The following is a 16,874-nucleotide window of genomic DNA, read 5'->3' as shown; positions in this document are numbered from 1 at the left end:
GCCAACTATTTCAACAACGCAGGATATGCTTCCGTCAAAACCTGAAACGCTCTAGGTCCTATCGGATGAGCCGGCCTGCGGTTGCGGGTTCCTACGCTTCCGGTATCGACCGCTAATTGTCGAAGTCGGCGCCGCCCCTCACCTGCCTGCCGGCATCCTCTTCCCGTAAACGGGGCGAGGGGCGCTCTCATCGACGATTTCGCCAATCACCAGCGTTGCAGAAAGAACGCCATGGCCCCGGTGGGCCTCTTTCTCCCCGTTAACGGGGAGAAATGCCCGGCAGGGCAATGAGGGGCGGCGCCAACGCCCAGCCTTAGAGCATGATCCTAAAAGTGGGAACCGGTCTTCGGAAAGGATCATGCCTGAACCGCGGCCTTTGCCGAGCCTCAACCTTCGGCTGTGAGCCCCGCCCGTCGTTCCTGCAGGAACCGCCGCACGGCCGGGTCGCGTTCCAGGCCGATCGCGCGGTCATAGGCCGCGGCCGCTTCCAGAGTCTTGCCGAGCCTGCCCAAGAGGCCGGCGCGCGCCGCCCAATAGGGTTGGTAGTCGGCAAGCCGCTTGTCGTCGCCAAGCTGATCAAGCGCGCTCAATCCCGCCGCGGCACCCTCGGCCTCGGCAATGGCCACCGCGCGGTTGATCGATACCACCGGCGAGCCGGCAATCACCGACAGCGCGTCGTAGAGATGTCTGATCGCGACCCAGTCGGTCCGACCAGTCAGCCTCCGCGCCGTGTGGGCGGATTGCACGGCTGCCTCGAGCTGGTAGCGGCCGACAACACCCTTGGCCGCGGCGCGCCTCAGCAGCGTCTCCGCTTCGTCGATCAAGGCGCCGTCCCACAGTGCAAGCTCCTGCTCGGCCAATGGCACATAGTCTCCGGCGGCGTTGCGCCGTGCCGCCCGCCGCGCCTCGGCAAACAGCATCAGGGCCAGCAGGCCAAGCGCTTCCGGCTCATCCGGCATCAGCGAGGCCACCAGCCGGCCGAGCCAGATGCCTTCGGTCGCAAGATTGCGGCGCCGGGTCTCGGTGCCGGCCGGATCGGACCAGCCTTCGGCAAACGCGGCGTAGATCGCTTCCAGCACCGCATCCAGCCGCTCGCCGAGTTCGGTCCGTTCCGGCACGCGTAATGGAATGCCGGCCTCGCGGATGCGGGTCTTGGCGCGTACCAGCCGCTGGCTCATCGTGGCCGGCGAGACAAGAAAGGCAGAGGCGATCGTTGCCGCGTCGAAGCCTAAAATGGTCTGCAGGATCAGCGGCGCGCGCACGCCGGCCTCGATCGCCGGATGGGCACAGGCAAACATCAGCCGCAGCCGCTCGTCGGGCAGGTCTTCATCGGCCATGCGGACCGCCATCTCCTCGGCGATCAGCCTGAGATGGTCGCGGCTCGCCTCGCTTGTCAGCTGCCGTCTGACCGCGTCGACGCGGCGCCTGCGCGCCACCGCAAGCAGCCAGGCTTCCGGCTTCCCGGGCACGCCGGTCTGCGGCCAGCGCTCCAGCGCCGCCGCAAAGGCGTCGGCCAGCGCGTCCTCGGCGCCGGTCACGTCGCGCATGCGCGCGACAAGATAGGCGACCAGCTTGCCGTAACTCTGGCGGGCGGCGGTCTCCGCCGCCGCCCGCACGGTGTCGGGCTGTTGCCCCCTCACATGGTCAATTCCCAGATCGGCCGCACCTCGACCGTGCCGGTGCTGGCGCCTGGGCAGCGCGCTGCCCAGGCAATCGCCGCGTCGACGTCCTCCGCCTCGATTATGTAGAAACCGGCAAGCTGTTCCTTGGTGTCGGCATAAGGGCCGTCGAGCACGTTGGTCTTGCCGTCGGCCATCCGCACCGAGGTGGCGGATTGCGTCGGCTTCAACCGGTCGCCGGCGAGCCAGGCGCCGGATTTCTTCAACGCTTCCGTATAGCTGACATAGGCGCTCGACATCTGGGTCACCGCGTCCGTCGGCGCTGCCGCCATCCCGGCCTCGTTTCCGTAGATCAAAAGCATGTATCGCATGGTCTTCTCCCATGTTTCGAAGGCCGCATCGTTGCGAGCCGGACGTATGTCGCGCGGCCTCGCCCGATTTCGACAGGCGCCGGAAAAATCTTTCGGCTGCGCAGCGATCTTGCGCAAGCGTTGATGTTTGGCGGCGGCACTCAACCGTTCGTCTAAGGAGTGCAATAGCGGGTTGGCATTTCCCGCCCGCTGTCTAAACTCGCCTCGGGTCGTGCGGTGGCAAATATTTCAGGGAGGAAATCACATGCTCAATTTCAGAACGAAGTCTGTTGCTGCCGGCGCGCTGGCGCTGTCGCTTGGCCTTGGCGCGGTGTCGGCCAAGGCGCAGGAATTCATCAACGTGCTGACCGGCGGCACCTCAGGCGTCTATTACCCGCTCGGCGTTGCGCTGTCGGAGCTTTACGGCAAGGGCATCGAAGGCGCCCGCACCCAGGTGCAGGCGACGAAGGCTTCGGTCGAAAACCTCAACCTGTTGCAGCAAGGCAAGGGCGAGATCGCCTTCGCGCTTGGCGATGCCGTCAAACTGGCCGCCGAGGGCAATACCGAAGCCGGATACCCAGGCAAGCTCGACAAGCTGCGCGGCATTGCAGCCATCTATCCCAACTACATTCAGATCGTCGCCAGCAAGGAGTCCGGCATCACGACGCTCGCCGACCTCAAAGGCAAGAGCCTGTCGGTCGGGGCGCCAGCCTCCGGCACTGAGCTCAACGCCCGCGCCATCTTCGCCGCCGCCGGGCTGAAATACGAGGATCTCGGACGGGTCGAATATCTGCCCTTCGCCGAATCGGTCGAGTTGATCAAGAACCGCCAGCTCGACGCCACGCTGCAATCGGCCGGCCTCGGCGTCGCCTCGATCCGCGACCTCGCCACGTCGGTGCCGATCAACGTCGTCGCCGTCCCGGCGCAGGATGTCGCCAAGATCGGCTCGCCCTATCTTTCGGTGGTCATTCCCAAGGGCACCTATGAGGGCCAGACCGAAGATGTCGCGACAGCCGCCGTCGGCAATTTCCTCATCACCCACGCCGATGTCTCCGACGAGACCGCCTATCAGATGACCAAGCTGCTGTTCGAAAATCTCGACCAGCTCGCCGCCGCTCACGCCGCCGCCAAGGCGATCGATCTGGCCAAGGCACTCGACGGCATGCCGGTGCCGCTGCATCCCGGCGCGGAGCGGTACTACAAGGAGAAGGGGCTCATCAAGTAAGCCGTCCCCCTCCTCCTTGAGGGGAGGGTGGCCCGCAGGGCCGGGAGGAGTCCTCGGTGACGCGCTCCAGCTTTCTGGATCAACGGTCGAGGCAAGTGGCGTCGGTTGAAGCCGCGCACTGCCGCAACGACCCCACCCGTCCATCCGCCTTCGGCGGCAGTACACCCCCCCTCGAGGGGAAGGGAACCGCCCCAGCCAGGAGCCCGCCAATGACCGACGCTCATTCCGAAACCTCATCGACCCGTGTCCTTGCCGCCGAAGCCCCGGTCGAGGGACTGCCGCCGGGTTTCGGCGACGGCATCGCCGGCAAGGCCGCCTTTCTCATCGCCATCGCCTTTTCCATCTTCCAGATCTACATCGCCGCCTATGGCAGCCTGCCGAGCCAGGTGGTGCGCGCCATGCATGTCGGGTTCCTGCTGCTGCTCGGCTTTGCCCTGATCGCCAATCTGCGCGCCACAAGCGTCCCGGCAAAAGCAGCATTCTGGGTGCTCGGCGTGCTCGGCTTCGCCACCGGCCTCTACAACTGGGTGTTCTATGCCGATCTCATCCGCCGCTCCGGCTTCCTCACCACGCCGGACCTGATCATCGGCGCGGTGCTGATCGTGCTGGTTTTCGAGGCTGCGCGCCGGCTGATGGGATTGCCGCTTGCCCTGATCGCCTTGATCTTTCTCGCCTACGCTTTCGCCGGCAATCATCTGCCGCCGCCCTTTATCCATCGCGGCTATGATTTCGCCCAGCTCGTCGACACCTTCGCCTTTGGCACCGAAGGCATATACGGCACGCCGGTCTACGTCTCGGCCGCCTACATCTTCATCTTCGTCGTCTTCGCCGCCTTTCTCGAACGCGCCGGCATGATCGCGCTGTTCAACGATTTCGCCCTTGGCCTGGTCGGTACATGGCGCGGCGGCCCGGCCCAGGTCTGCGTTCTGTCCTCGGCGCTGATGGGCACCATTTCCGGCTCCGGCGTCGCCAATGTGGTGGCCAGCGGCCAATTCACCATCCCGCTGATGAAGCGCTTCGGCTTCCGTTCGGCTTTCGCCGGCGCCGTCGAGGCGACCTCGTCGATGGGTGGCCAGATCATGCCGCCGGTGATGGGCGCGGTCGCCTTCATCATGGCCGAGACGCTGAACATCCCCTATGCCGAGGTGGTCAAGGCGGCGATCATCCCGGCACTGCTCTATTTCGGCGCCTGCTTCTGGCAGGTGTACTTGGAAGCCGGCAAGGCCGGCCTGCAGGGCATGGCCAAGGCCGACCTGCCCAATCCGTGGGACGCGGTGAGAAGACATTGGCCGCTGGTGCTCCCGCTGGCGGCGCTCATCTATCTGCTGTTTGCCGGCTATACGCCGATCTTCGCCGGCACCATGGGCCTGGCGCTGACCATCGTGCTCATTCTCGGCACGCCGCTTGCGGCGTTGATCGGACCGCTTGCCTTCCGCATCGTCTTCTGGCTGGCGCTGGGACTTGCCGCCGCCTCTTTCATGAAGTTCGGCGTCAACATCCTCAGCCTTGTGATCGCCGGGCTAATCGTCGCCTGTGTCACCTTCAAGGGCGGCCGCGAGACGCTGCAGATATGCATAGATTCGCTGGCCGAGGGAGCAAAGAACGCACTGCCGGTCGGCATCGCCTGCGCCATTGTCGGCATCGTCATCGGCACGCTGACGCTCACCGGTATCGCTTCTACCTTCATCGGCTGGATTATTTCTATCGGCGAGGACAATCTGTTCCTGTCGCTGCTGCTGACCATGCTCACCTGCCTGGTGCTTGGCATGGGCATACCAACCATCCCCAATTACATCATCACCTCGTCATTGGCCGGGCCAGCACTGCTGTCGCTCGGCGTGCCGCTCGTGGTCAGCCACATGTTCGTCTTCTATTTCGGCATCATGGCCGACCTCACGCCTCCGGTGGCGCTGGCCGCTTTCGCCGCCGCGCCGATGGCCAAGGAAAGCGGCCTCAAGATCGGCATCCAGGCCACCAAACTTGCCGTCGCCGGCTTCGTCGTGCCGTTCATGGCGGTCTACACCCCGGCGCTGATGCTGCAGGACGCCGGTCCGATCGCCGCCCAGTTCGGCTATCCCGTCGAGGTCGCCTATATCGTCGCGAAGGCTTGCATGGGCATCGTCCTGTGGGGCGCGGCCGCTGTCGGGTTCCTCGCCCGGCGCATGGCCTTGTGGGAACGTCTCGTCGCCTTCGCTGCCGGTGCGCTGCTGGTTGCCGCGCTGCCGCTCACCGACGAGGTCGGCTGGGCGCTCTCGCTTGTCTGGATCGGCTGGCACTGCTGGCGCGCGAGGCAGGCGTCCGCCACCGGGACAGCATGAGCCTTTGTATCCTGGCCGCCGGCAAGACGGTGACGCTTGCCGTCACCGCTTTCACACTTTCCTGGATACATTCGGTGGAAAAGACGCATTGGCAGGAAGACTGGAAGGTGACGCCTTCCGGTTTGCAAATCGTTGAGGCGCGGATCAAGGGTTCAGGCGCCGGCATGGAGCCACCGGAAGGCTCGGTGCTGAGAAACGGTTGGTGGGTCTATGCGCCCAATGTTGCTCTGCAGCGGCGCCTCATGCTCGCGGCCTCCGGCGCGACGGGTGAAGGTTGGACGCTATGCACGGTTCAGGGTTGTCGCGAACTGGGCAAGGCACCCGGCGACACGATCGTGCTGGAGCCGTGCGGGTCGGAAGGTTCCAGCCAGTCGCGGTAGCGGACGATTCTACCAGGCTACAAAGGTAGGGCTCGGCGGCTAGCCAATCAGCCGCGCCTTCAACGGATGGCTTGTATCGAAGGGTTCTGGAGGATGGTTCGGTTGGGTGGTCACGCAAGTCCAGGCTGCCTGGTGTCAAAAGACACCAAGCCGGTTGGCGGCTAGATCAAAGCCCTGACGTTGTCGCACGCCGCCGGTCGTCCAGCGCAGGACGCTCGGTACGATAGGTGGTCGCACGGTGATCGGCGGCCGGCCTGCAGATCCGGCTGTCGTGACGGCTTTCCATGGTCGTCATCAGTGTGCGCTGATACCGAGCGTGTTGCCGCGGCGGGCGCAAGCAGGCCCGGGGCCGCGCATGTAATAGCGCTCCGGCCGGTAGGTCGGCGCGACGAATTCGCGGATGGCGGCAGCATAGCCGGCGATGTGATTCCAGAAGTGCATTTTACCTGTCCCTGTCCCGATTTCGGATGTCCCTTCCGAATTGCGAGGATCATAGCGTCGAGGCGTGAATAGTCGGTGAACACGATGTTAATATCTGGTCGAAAATGCCTTGGTTCGTGGCCGCAATGCGGCTGATTCGGGGTCTTTCCATGCAGTTCGTCGACATTTCGGTCGATGTGACTTTTGCATCACATATGTTTCGTTTGGATGTCGCTGCGGCGCGCTTTTGTTTCAGCCTTGGCCGGCGCCGCGAAATTTCCGTCCTTGCCCGGGGAAAAGCCCGGAACCCCTCCCAGCTCAAGCACGTTGATCGCACGAGCCGGGACCACCCCGGCCCCAGCAGGCAGGCGGCTTCCGTGGGAACCGCCGCCGCAACCCCGACACAGCAAGAACAATGGAAAGGCAAAAGCCATGGGTTTCTTTTCGAAAGACATCAGGACGCTGGACGACCTCTTCGTCCATACGCTGCGCGACATCTATTACGCCGAAAAACAGATCGAGAAGGCGCTGCCGAGGATGATCGACAAGGCGACCAATCCGCAATTGAAAGCCGGCCTGGAGAAGCACCTCGGCCAGACTAGGGGCCATATCGAGCGGGTCGAGAAGGTGTTCGAGCTGCATGGCGTGAGGGCCAAGACGGTCAACTGTCCGGCCATCGACGGCATTCTCGAGGAGGCCGATGAAGTCAGCGGCGACATCGACGACAAGGACGTTCTTGACGCCGCCCTGATCGCGTCCGCGCAAGCGGTCGAGCACTATGAGATAACCCGTTACGGCACGTTGATCGCCTGGGCAAAGCAGCTTGGCCGCAGCGACTGCGCCAATGTCCTGGCCAACAACATCAAGGAAGAGCAGGCGACCGACCGCAAGCTTACCGAGATCGCCGAAGCCAAGGTCAACCTTCAGGCCGCCGAATAGGACTCTCGATCAAGGCAACGCCGGGCAAATCCGGCTTTGCCTCGCTTCGCGGCGCCCGGAACTGAAACGGGTTTCTATCCGTTCAACTGCGCCGGCGCCGGGAGTCCCCGACGCCACATCAAATCGGCAACAGGGCCGCGTGCGATGGCCAGTCTCGAACAGTATCACGCCAAGCGCGATTTCAAGAAGACCGCTGAGCCGGTTGGCAAGGTCTCTCGCGGCAAGAAGGGCGATGCCGGCGGCATTTTCGTCATTCACAAGCATGCCGCCACAAGGCTGCACTACGACCTTCGCCTCGAGCATGGCGGCGTGCTGTGGAGCTGGGCGGTGACGCGAGGTCCGAGCCTCGATCCGCACGAGAAGCGGCTTGCCGTCCACGTCGAGGACCACCCGATCGATTATGCGCCCTTCGAAGGCATCATTCCCAAGGGCGAATATGGCGGCGGCACCGTCATTGTCTGGGATGAAGGCACCTGGACACCGGAGACGGATCCGGCCCAGGCGATGAAGAAAGGCCATATCAGCTTCGAGCTCAACGGCCACAAGCTGAACGGTCTCTGGCAGCTGGTGCGGCTGAAGCCGCGGCCCGGCGAAAAGCGCGACAACTGGCTGCTGATCAAATCCGACGACGCCGCAGCGCGCCCCGGTGAGGACATTCTGCGGGAGGCGCCGGAATCAGTGAAGTCAGGCCTGACGATCGAGGAGGTCGCAGAAGGCAAGACCGCGGACGGCAAGAAGCCAAGGGTCTGGCATTCCAACAGACAGGCCATCGGCAAGAAGGCCAGCGCGGGAAAACGGCTTGAATTCATCGAACCGTGTCTCGCCACCCTGCAGAGGGATGCTCCTCCCGGCAAGGAATGGCTACACGAGGTCAAGTTTGACGGCTATCGCATGCAGGCGCAGCTTGCTGGCACCGAGGTGCGGCTTTTGACACGCACCGGCCTCGACTGGACGGACAAATTCGGCGGCGAGATCGTCGCGGAACTCGGGCGTCTTCAATGCACCGATGCCATCATTGACGGCGAGATCGTCGTGCTGGCGGACAGCGGCGTCTCGTCCTTCGCACTGCTGCAGGCTGACCTGTCAGCGGGCCGCACGGACCGTCTTCTCTATTACGTCTTCGACCTGATGCGTCTCGACGGCGAAGACCTGCGCAGAGAGCCGCTGGTCGAGCGCAAGCAGGCCTTGCAGGAATTGCTTGGCAAGCAGCCGGACAATCCGGCGGTCCGCTTCAGCGACCATTTTGCCGAACCCGGCAAGGTCATGCTGGAGCACGCCTGCCGCATGGGGCTGGAAGGCATCGTCTCCAAGCGGGCCGATGCGCCCTATCGCAGCGGCCGCGGCCTGTCCTGGGTGAAGTCGAAGTGCACGCTGCGCCAGGAATTCGTCATCGGCGGCTATCTGCCGTCGGAAAAGACCGGGCGCGGCCTGCGTTCGCTTCTGGTCGGCTACAACGAAGGCGGCAAGCTGCATTATGCCGGTCGGGTCGGCACTGGCTTTTCGGCCAGGACCGCCACGGATCTGAAGAAAAAGCTCGACGCGCTGAAGGCGAAGGCCTCGCCCTTTAACAAGGCCGTGCCCAAGGGCAAGGGGCTGGTCTGGGTGAAGCCCGAGCTTGTCGGCGAAGTGGAGTTCCGCAGCTGGACGTCCGACCATATAATACGCCACGCCTCGTTCCAGGGATTGCGCGAGGACAAGCCGGCGGAGGAAGTCGTGCAGGAAAAGCCGAAGGCATCCGCAGGCAAGGCCGAGCCTGCCAGCGGCAAGACCGAGACCAGGGCAAAGCCCACCGCCATGACATCCACTGGGGCGGCGAAAACCGTCGTTAAGCTCTCGCATCCGGACAAGCTGCTGTGGCCGGAGGAAAAAATATCGAAGCAGGATCTGCTCGATCACTACGCTCTGGTCTGGCCGCGCATGGAAAAATTCATCGTCAACCGGCCGCTCAGCCTGGTACGGGCGCCCGACGGCATCGGCGGCCAGCGTTTCTTCCAGAAGCATGCCTCTCCTGGCATGCATGAGAAGATCGTGAGGATGAAGGACCCGACGGATGGCGAGGAGATATTGTTCATCCGCGATTTCGACGGCGTCGCTGCCCTGGTCCAGTACGGCGTGGTCGAGATCCACATCTGGGGCTGCACTGTCGACGAGCTGGAGAAGCCGGACCAGATCATCTTCGATCTCGATCCCGACGAGGGCGTCGACGTCAAGGCGGTGCGCGCGGCGGCGCTCGACATTCGCGGCCAGCTAGACGAGCTGTCCTTGCCGAATTTCGTCAAGACGTCGGGCGGCAAGGGTTACCATGTCGTCGTGCCGCTGAAACCATCGGCGGATTGGGACGAAGTGAAAGGCTTCGCCCATGATTTCGCCCGTGCGCTCGAACAGGCTTCGCCCGAGCGCTACACGGCGACGCTGTCGAAGAAGGCGCGCACCGGCAAGGTCTTCGTCGACTATCTGCGCAACGGCCGCGGCTCGACCACGGTCGCGCCCTATTCGTCGCGCGCCAAGAAAGGCGCCACCGTGTCGATGCCGGTGACCTGGGCGGAGATCGAGGCCGGGCTGGCGCCGAACGCCTTTCCGATCGGCGACAAGACGACGCTGAAGCGGTTGGCGGAAGCCGATCCCTGGGCGGATTTTTTCAAGCAGGGCAAGCCGCTCGAGCGCGGCTGACAATCAGGCGAGAAACGTCCTCTCGAACGCCTGCTTGCCCAGCGGCGAAAAGATCACCGCGCGGCTGTCCTTCTCGCGCCGCGCCCATTTTTCCAGAAGGATCTTGTCGAGGATGGCGGCGCCCAGCGTGCCGGCCAGATGCGAGCGCCGCACGCTCCAGTCGAGACAGGCCCGGCACACCGGTCGCCGCGCCTTGCTCTGGACATCGATGCCGAGCGCGGCGAAATGCGAGGCGGCCGACTGCCCAAGCCTGATCTCGTTGTCGTCGCGTATGAGGACTTTCTTGTCGACAAGACGATCCAGCATCGCTACCGCCTGTTCGCCGGCGAGGTGGTCGTAGCAGACTCGCGCCACGCGCATCGCAGCGTCGCGCGGACCTGGCCGCACCCGCTGCGGCCCGACCGAAGCGGCGACGCCGGTGATGGCCTCGATCATGCCAGCCACCTGCGGCCCGGCGAGCCCGTAGTAGCGATGCCGCCCCTGACTTGCCAGCGTCAGCAGCCCGCCCTCCATCAATTTCGACAGATGCGAGCTGGCGGTCGGCAGCGACACGCCGGCCTCGAGCGCCAGTTCGCTCGCAGTCAGTGCCGTGCCCCCCATCAGCGCGGTCAGCATGTTTGCCCGCGCCGGATCGCCGACCAGGCTGGCGATGCGGGCTATGTCGGGTCCTTCACGCATAGTTCGTCCTTCATCGAAGCATTCTTGTCAGATAACCATTATTCTCGGCTCAGATCAAGGAGACGACGATGACCGCAAGAACCGCTCCCAACGCCGTATCCGCCAGCCGGTTCGGCCGCCTGCCGTTCCCGTTCGTGACATTACGCCGGTTGCGGCTGCGGCTCTTGGCGCGGTGGTACGACCGCCATTTGCAACGCCTCGACCTCGCCGATATTGACGAGCACCTTTTGCGCGATCTTGGCTTGACGCCAGAAGACGTTCGCCGCGAATGCGCGAAATCCTTCTGGCAAGCATGACCACCGGAAAAATCGCCTAGCACATCGGACCTCGGAACGTTTTGATGCTGCTCGAACTGTCGCCGCAAGAAAGCATCCAATTGGAGACGAAAATGGCCATCACCTGCTTTATCCGTTACGAGATCGACCCGTTCGGCAAGGCGGCGTTCGAGGAATATGCCCGCAACTGGGGCCAGGCCATTCCGCGCTGTGGTGCCGATCTGATCGGCTATTTTGCGCCGCATGAAGGCTCGGCCACCACCGCCTTTGCTGCCTACAACATCGACAGCCTGGCGGCCTACGAAGCCTACCGTATCAGGCTCGCCGCCGATCCAGCCGGCAAGGCGAATTACGAATTCGCGCGGCGTGAGAAATTCATCCTGAAGGAGGATCGCATGTTCCTGAAACTGGCTTCGGGGCCTCACGCACCGCTGGTGCTGCCATGATCGCCGTCATCTTCGAAGTCGAACCGGCGGCGGGTAAGCGCGATGCCTATCTCGGCATCGCAGCCGACCTGCGCCCGCTGCTCAACGGCATCGACGGCTTCCTGTCGATCGAACGCTTCCAGAGCCTTGTCGACGAAAACCGCATCCTGTCGCTGTCGTTCTGGCGGGACGAGGAAGCGGTGAAAGCCTGGCGCAACACCGAGGAGCATAGGCAGGCTCAGAAGGCCGGCCGTAGCGGTATCTTTGCCGACTATCGTTTGCGCATCGCCCATGTCGTGCGCGACTATGGTCTGACCGAACGCGCCGAGGCGCCACAGGACAGCCGGCTGGTGAATGGGTGAGCGGGACGGCTACTGAGCGGCCTTGCCTTCTCCCACAACAAGGGGAGAAGGCGAGGGTCGCTAGGCATTCCCGATCAGCACCCCCGCCGCAAAAACCAGCGCGCCGCCCAGCACCACCTGGAAGGCGGCGCGCCAGAATGGCGTCTGCATGTAGCGGTTCTGCACAAAGGCGATTGCCCACAATTCGAAGAACACCACCACCGCCGCGATAATCGTCGCCGTCCAGAAATATGGGATGAGGTAAGGCAGTGCATGGCCGAGGCCGCCCAGCGCCGTCATGACGCCTGTGGTGATGCCACGTTTCACCGGCGAGCCGCGGCCCGACAGCTTGCCATCGTCGGAGGCGACCTCGGTGAAGCCCATCGAAATACCGGCGCCGATCGAAGCGGCAAGCCCGACCAGAAAGGTCTGGAACGTGTCGTGCGTGGCAAAGGCGGCGGCAAAGATCGGCGCCAGCGTCGACACCGATCCGTCCATCAGCCCGGCCAGTCCCGGCTGCACATAGGTCAGGATGAACTGGCGCTGCTCGGCCGCGGCTTCCTCGTCCTTCACCGTGCCCGGCACATGCTTTTGCTCCAGCCGCTGGGCCAGAGTCTCGTGGCCCTGTTCGGCCACCGCCAGATCGTCGAGCAGCTTTCGCGTCGAGGCATCGCTGGTGCGTTTCGCGGCCTCGACGTAGAACAGGTAAGCCTGTCGCTCCATCGCCTCGGCCTGTTGGCGCACATGCTCGATGCCGAGCGGCCGGACCAGCCAGTCTGGCTTGCGCTCGTAGTAGCCCTTCACATGCTCGCGCCGGATCAAGGGAATGCGCTCGCCGAAACGTTTGCGGTGAAGCTCGATCAGCGAGTCACGATGGCCGTCCTCCTCTTCCGCCATCTCCTCGAACACCTTGGCCGATTGCGGAAAGCTTTCCGCCAGTCCGTCGGCATAGGCACGGTAGATGCGCCCGTCATCCTCCTCGGACGAGATGGCGAGCGCCAGGATTTCTTGTTCCGAGAGCGATTCGAAGGGGCGGCGGCCAAAGCCGAAGCCAAATACCCGGGAAAGCATGAGAAATTCACCCTAGTTTAGAATAGTTCTAAACTAGGGTTTGGTGTGCCATTGGTCAATCGCGCCCGCCACCGGACGTCGAAATTTGTTGGCCCCGGGAAACTTCGTTCCGCCTCTTCATTATTGGTGAATGTTCACCTATATAGCTGAACTTAAATGAAGAGAAAGGAATCCGTAGATGCCGGCAAAACAGCCCACACATGCATTTGATCCGAAGCCTGTTCTCGACCTCATCGCCAGCATCGAGGTCGATTTGCAGCGCCTCAAAGGCCTGGTCGAACAGCAGGTCGAAAAATTCGATCCGGCCAATCCGCACAACAAGGCTCCCGACGGCAAGCTGACCGAGGAGGGCGTCGAATGCTGCTACCGCATGTTCGACGAGGGCAAATCGCGCTATTCGGTTGCCCAGCAGATGAAGATTTCCTTCGCCGCCGCCACCCATCGCTTCAACACCTGGCGCAAGATGGGCGGCGCCAAACGGCAACGAACGCTTTTGGGGTGATGGGTCGGTTCACCGGAGGCGAATTGAAAGGTCCGGTGGACCTTTCAAGGGTTCGAACCGGGAATTGCCGCAGGCGGCGGGCCCCCAGCTGAGGCGGTCAGCTGCAGGGCCCCCAGCCCCATATTTTGGAACCTGCCAAGCAGCCATGCGGTCGCGACGGCGTGGTGGCGCGGGTCAGACCTCGAGTTTGAGCGGCGAGGCTTTCAGGTATTTCAGCTTCAGCCGGCCGTTGCTCGCCTGCTTGGCGTCGGCGAGCTTTTGCTCGACCGCGGTGAACTGCGCGATGCACTTAGCGAGCTTGTCCGAGGGCGCGCCTTTCCTGGCAATATGGGCCACCTGCTGTTTCTCCAGGTAATCGGTGCTGCAGTTGAGCCATATGGTGAAGGGCCGGCTGGTCTCGGGGTTGGGAGAGAGCTTGTCGAGGGTGCCGAGGCGCGAGTCGAGCAGGACTTCGAGGACGCGCAGGTCGGGGTTCTCGTGCTCGCCATTGGCGCAGATCAGATAGTGGTCGGCGGTGATGCGCTTGGCAAAGCTGCGGTCGAGATTGTGCTCGGAGCCGTGGTGTTGAAGCTTCAGCGCATCGACATGCAATCCGGTGCCATCGGCGAGGCGGCCGTGATGGGTCAGGCCGGCAAGTATATCGTCGGAGTGACCGTCGCCGGTCAGTATGACGCGGGTGACGCCACCGCCGGGCTTGGGCTCCTCGAGCAGCAGCATGAGGGAGGCGAGATTGGGCTCGGTGACGCTCTTGCGGTTGCCCAGCTCGTCGTCGATGGAGACGCCTAAGCCGGGCGGGATCGGGCCTTCATTGTCTTCGAGCCAGGCCTCGAGCTTGTCGACGCTGCCGGGGTTGTCGGCCAGCCAGGCCTTCCAATATTTGCGCAGGATTTCGAGATCCTTCTTGGCCGGACCGATGACGCGGATGGCGAGGGTGCTGGCAGCGGCAAGGCTGATCACCTCCTGGCCACGGACCATGGCGAGCAGGTTGCCGAACTCACCGTTGAGCGGGATGTTCAGCTGGTCGGCGGCAATGCGGCGGGACACCTTGATCGCCTCGGGGATCGAGTTGGCGACGCTGCGAAAGGCGTCGGCGAGCCGAAGCAGCGACGGGTTGGCCGAACTGGAGAGCGTGTTGGCGCGGGCGGCGAGCACGGTGCCGATCGCCTCGGACTCATCGACCATCGTCCTGAAGGCGTTGTGCCAGATCCGTTTGACTTCGGGGGGCTTCTTGAAGGGCGGCTTGGTGGCCGGTTGGCCGTTGGCGCGCTTGTGCTCGAAGACGCGCCACTGCACCGTGTCTTCGAGCAACTGCAGCACCCCGGCGATGTGATCCTGATCGACATGTGAGACATAGACGAGGTCGAGATCCTTGCCAGTGTCTTCCGCCCATTTGCCTAGGAAGCCGCGAACCTCGGAAGCGTAGGAGCCGGGCATACCGCCATCGGCGAGGATGCTGACCGCACCGGCCTCGATCAGCAGGCAATCGCCCTTCTCGGACGGCAGAAGCGTGATCTTCATGGTGCGGTCTCAGCTTGGAGGGCGTCGGGCCGGCAGGGCTTTGGTGGCCTTGACGACAGGGGCTGCGGCAGCTGGCGGGGCGGATTTCTTTAGCTCGGTGCGCATCAGCGCGCGGGAGGCCTCAGTGACGCAGGCCGCCGGAGAAATCTCGCCAAAACCCAAATCGTTCGCCCACTGATAGGTGGTGCCCGGCAAGGGCCGCGCCGTGGCCTTGATGATGCCGAGGATCTGGGCGGCGGTGAGCGTTGGCTCGGCAGCCAGCATCAGGCCGATGACGCCGGCAACATAGGGGCTCGCCATGCTGGTGCCGGTCATTTCGATCCACGGATTGTCCGGCGCACCGAAGCCGTTGGCGGCGACGATACGGGTGCCGGGCGCAGTGATGTCGGGTTTCAGCCGGCCGTCGCGGGTTGGGCCCTGGCTCGAGGTGATATGGGCGCGGCGCTTCAGTTCATCGAGATTGGCGACCGAGACGACGCGCTGGCCGCAGGCGAGTGAGCTGACCGATGAGGTATCGACATGCGAGGCCTCGGTGAAGAAGGAGGGCCAGAAATAGCTGCCGTCACCCAGATCCGCCGGATCGTCGCGCTCGATCCAGCCGTGGAAGGCGCCGTCGCGGATGACGAGGCCGTGCAGCCGGACCTGCCAGACCCCGGCGGGTACGCCGATGATCAGGTTGCTGCTGAAGAACGGCGTCAGATAGGTGGCAATGTAGTTGGCGCCGTTGGTCGGATGATGCAGCTCATTGTAGACGCTGATCAGCGTACGATCGAGCAACTGGTGGTTCTCAAGGAACTCACCGGGCATGATCGGGCCGATCCAGTCGCCGTCGGGCGGGCGGATGCTGATGGCGAAGCGATCCTGCGGCTCGTACCAGATCTCAAGCTCGTTCTCCGATGCGTCCTTGATCTTGTCGCCGACGACCTGCCATTCGAGGATGTGGTCGAGGCCCTGCGCGTCGATTTTGCCGCTCGTATGGATGCGGCCCGTCATGTAGCCGAGATCGTCTGGAGCCTCGGGTCGTTCCTGGCCGGCATTGCCGGCGGCAATGCAGATCGAACGGCCGGGCTCCGACAGCAACGCGTCGATCCAGCGGTCGAGGATGCTTGAGCCGTCGTGGGCGTGGCCATTGGTCCCGAGGCTGACATTGATCGAGATGGGGCGCTCGCCTGCGAGATCGAGCAGGTAGTAGACGGCGTCGAGCAGACAGGTGGAATCGTAGAACGAGGTGCGCCGGTCGATCTCGTCTTCGGGCAGCGCGATCAGCACTGCGGCGATTTCGGCCGCGCTGCAGAGACCGCTATTGCCGGCGGCGATGGAGGCGACATGAGTGCCGTGCGAGCCCACCACCATCTGCGACTGTGGCTCAAGATCGTGCGGCGAGACGTGGATCTTGGCGGCATCCGTCAGTGCGGTTTGCATGTCGGCAGCGGAGATCACCCGGCCGCGCTTGAGGCCCTTGCGATTGCGGCCGACCTTGGCCCCCTGATCCCAGATGCTGACAAAGCGCGATTTGCCACCGACGAGGAAATCGCGATGGGCCCAGTCGAAGCCTTCGACATCGATGATGCCAATCAGCATGCCCTTGCCGTCGCCGAGTTGGGCCGGCGTGACGCCCGGGACCCGGCGGGCTGGAGCAGTGCCGCCGGCGCTGCCCTTGATCGGACGCGGCAGCTTCAGCGCATCGGCCGGTTCGATGAAGATGGTGCCGGCGTCGCGCGCAAGGAGGTACACTTCATCGAGGGTCATCCGGCGGGTCGCCATGCCGCGCAAGGTCTGCTGGCCAGCCACCGGCGGCAGCGAATCGGTGGAGCGGACGAAAACGCTGACCTCGACGGCCGCCCGCTGCGCCTGCACGTCGACCCCATGCTTCTTGGCGGTGCCGCTCGCCGGGGCGTCCTCGGGTGCGATGGCGGTGGCGAGCGGCGGAGTGGAGGCCGCAAGCTTCTCGGTGATCACCCGTAGCGCCGGCTGCACTTCAGATTTCGCGGAACTGACGTCCGGGTCACAATTGGCGAACATCCGCAATTTCGGATGCTGGTTCCGCAGCACAACGTTCTGCCAACTGTCACTCATCGCATCCGGCCTGTCGAATATTTTGAGAACAACAGACTCTTTTAGGATGGATGATGTCAGTAAATAT

At 63.7% G+C, this 16,874-nt stretch carries 16 protein-coding genes; 9 read left to right on the top strand and 7 right to left on the bottom strand.

The window, feature by feature from the left end:
• Positions 1-386 precede the first annotated feature (386 nt).
• Together E5X88_RS30220 and E5X88_RS30215 are read right to left on the bottom strand one after the other, a co-directional pair.
• Positions 387-1,640, bottom strand: a complete 1,254-nt coding sequence (locus E5X88_RS30220; RefSeq protein WP_292167714.1) for a DUF6596 domain-containing protein — start codon at positions 1,638-1,640, stop codon at positions 387-389.
• Positions 1,637-1,990 (bottom strand): YciI family protein, encoded by a 354-nt coding sequence (locus E5X88_RS30215; protein ID WP_292167713.1) that lies wholly within the window; start codon positions 1,988-1,990, stop codon positions 1,637-1,639. Before E5X88_RS30215 ends, E5X88_RS30220 begins: the two co-directional genes overlap by 4 nt.
• 244 nt (positions 1,991-2,234) lie before the next feature.
• Here E5X88_RS30215 and E5X88_RS30210 point away from each other — a divergent pair, with 244 nt between their 5' ends.
• The 3 genes from E5X88_RS30210 to E5X88_RS30200 all read left to right on the top strand — a co-directional run bounded on the left by E5X88_RS30210 (position 2,235) and on the right by E5X88_RS30200 (position 5,892).
• Positions 2,235-3,194, top strand: a complete 960-nt coding sequence (locus E5X88_RS30210; protein WP_292167712.1) for a TAXI family TRAP transporter solute-binding subunit — start codon at positions 2,235-2,237, stop codon at positions 3,192-3,194.
• Positions 3,195-3,403: 209 nt separating this feature from the next.
• The gene (locus E5X88_RS30205) at positions 3,404-5,512 is read left to right on the top strand and encodes a TRAP transporter permease (RefSeq protein WP_292167711.1); all 2,109 of its coding nucleotides are present in this window, start codon (positions 3,404-3,406) and stop codon (positions 5,510-5,512) included.
• Positions 5,509-5,892, top strand: coding sequence for a DUF1850 domain-containing protein (locus tag E5X88_RS30200; RefSeq protein ID WP_292167709.1), 384 nt, complete (start codon positions 5,509-5,511; stop codon positions 5,890-5,892). The genes E5X88_RS30205 and E5X88_RS30200 overlap by 4 nt, the downstream gene beginning before the upstream one ends.
• 294 nt (positions 5,893-6,186) lie before the next feature.
• Here the strand turns inward: E5X88_RS30200 and E5X88_RS30195 are convergent, their stop codons facing one another.
• The gene (locus E5X88_RS30195) at positions 6,187-6,333 is read right to left on the bottom strand and encodes a hypothetical protein (protein WP_126036348.1); all 147 of its coding nucleotides are present in this window, start codon (positions 6,331-6,333) and stop codon (positions 6,187-6,189) included.
• Positions 6,334-6,744: 411 nt separating this feature from the next.
• Here E5X88_RS30195 and E5X88_RS30190 point away from each other — a divergent pair, with 411 nt between their 5' ends.
• Positions 6,745-7,251: a ferritin-like domain-containing protein gene (locus tag E5X88_RS30190; protein WP_292167706.1), complete on the top strand. Its 507-nt coding sequence runs from the start codon at positions 6,745-6,747 to the stop codon at positions 7,249-7,251.
• Positions 7,252-7,395: 144 nt separating this feature from the next.
• On the top strand, positions 7,396-9,921 hold the full coding sequence (gene ligD / locus E5X88_RS30185; protein ID WP_292167705.1) for a DNA ligase D: 2,526 nt from the start codon (positions 7,396-7,398) through the stop codon (positions 9,919-9,921).
• A 3-nt stretch (positions 9,922-9,924) separates the two neighbouring features.
• On the opposite strand, the gene E5X88_RS30180 is transcribed toward ligD, so the two are convergent.
• Positions 9,925-10,599, bottom strand: coding sequence for a winged helix-turn-helix domain-containing protein (locus tag E5X88_RS30180; protein WP_292167703.1), 675 nt, complete (start codon positions 10,597-10,599; stop codon positions 9,925-9,927).
• 68 nt (positions 10,600-10,667) lie between these two features.
• Between E5X88_RS30180 and E5X88_RS30175 the strand changes: the two genes are divergently transcribed.
• The 3 genes from E5X88_RS30175 to E5X88_RS30165 all read left to right on the top strand — a co-directional run bounded on the left by E5X88_RS30175 (position 10,668) and on the right by E5X88_RS30165 (position 11,661).
• Positions 10,668-10,895: a DUF1127 domain-containing protein gene (locus E5X88_RS30175; protein WP_292167701.1), complete on the top strand. Its 228-nt coding sequence runs from the start codon at positions 10,668-10,670 to the stop codon at positions 10,893-10,895.
• A gap of 92 nt (positions 10,896-10,987) precedes the next feature.
• Positions 10,988-11,320 carry an NIPSNAP family protein gene (locus E5X88_RS30170; RefSeq protein WP_292167700.1) on the top strand — a complete coding sequence of 111 codons (333 nt, stop codon included), beginning with the start codon at positions 10,988-10,990 and terminating at the stop codon, positions 11,318-11,320.
• The gene (locus E5X88_RS30165) at positions 11,317-11,661 is read left to right on the top strand and encodes an antibiotic biosynthesis monooxygenase (RefSeq protein ID WP_292167699.1); all 345 of its coding nucleotides are present in this window, start codon (positions 11,317-11,319) and stop codon (positions 11,659-11,661) included. Before E5X88_RS30170 ends, E5X88_RS30165 begins: the two co-directional genes overlap by 4 nt.
• A gap of 60 nt (positions 11,662-11,721) precedes the next feature.
• Here E5X88_RS30165 and mbfA read toward each other — a convergent pair whose 3' ends face one another.
• Entirely contained in the window at positions 11,722-12,711 is a 990-nt protein-coding gene (mbfA, locus tag E5X88_RS30160; protein ID WP_292167698.1) for an iron exporter MbfA, read from the bottom strand.
• 178 nt (positions 12,712-12,889) lie between these two features.
• Here mbfA and E5X88_RS30155 point away from each other — a divergent pair, with 178 nt between their 5' ends.
• Complete coding sequence (locus tag E5X88_RS30155) at positions 12,890-13,213, top strand: hypothetical protein (protein ID WP_292167696.1); 324 nt, start codon at positions 12,890-12,892, stop codon at positions 13,211-13,213.
• Between the two features lie 174 nt (positions 13,214-13,387).
• Here E5X88_RS30155 and E5X88_RS30150 read toward each other — a convergent pair whose 3' ends face one another.
• Together E5X88_RS30150 and E5X88_RS30145 are read right to left on the bottom strand one after the other, a co-directional pair.
• Positions 13,388-14,731 (bottom strand): MBL fold metallo-hydrolase, encoded by a 1,344-nt coding sequence (locus tag E5X88_RS30150; protein WP_292167694.1) that lies wholly within the window; start codon positions 14,729-14,731, stop codon positions 13,388-13,390.
• Between the two features lie 9 nt (positions 14,732-14,740).
• On the bottom strand, positions 14,741-16,807 hold the full coding sequence (locus tag E5X88_RS30145; protein ID WP_292167693.1) for a S8 family serine peptidase: 2,067 nt from the start codon (positions 16,805-16,807) through the stop codon (positions 14,741-14,743).
• Positions 16,808-16,874: the final 67 nt, after the last annotated feature.

This window comes from Mesorhizobium sp. (assembly GCF_004962245.1).
In the GTDB taxonomy this organism is placed as follows: domain Bacteria; phylum Pseudomonadota; class Alphaproteobacteria; order Rhizobiales; family Rhizobiaceae; genus Mesorhizobium.
Note: the sequence above shows the minus strand (reverse complement) of the source record. Positions and strands in the feature narration are given on the sequence as shown.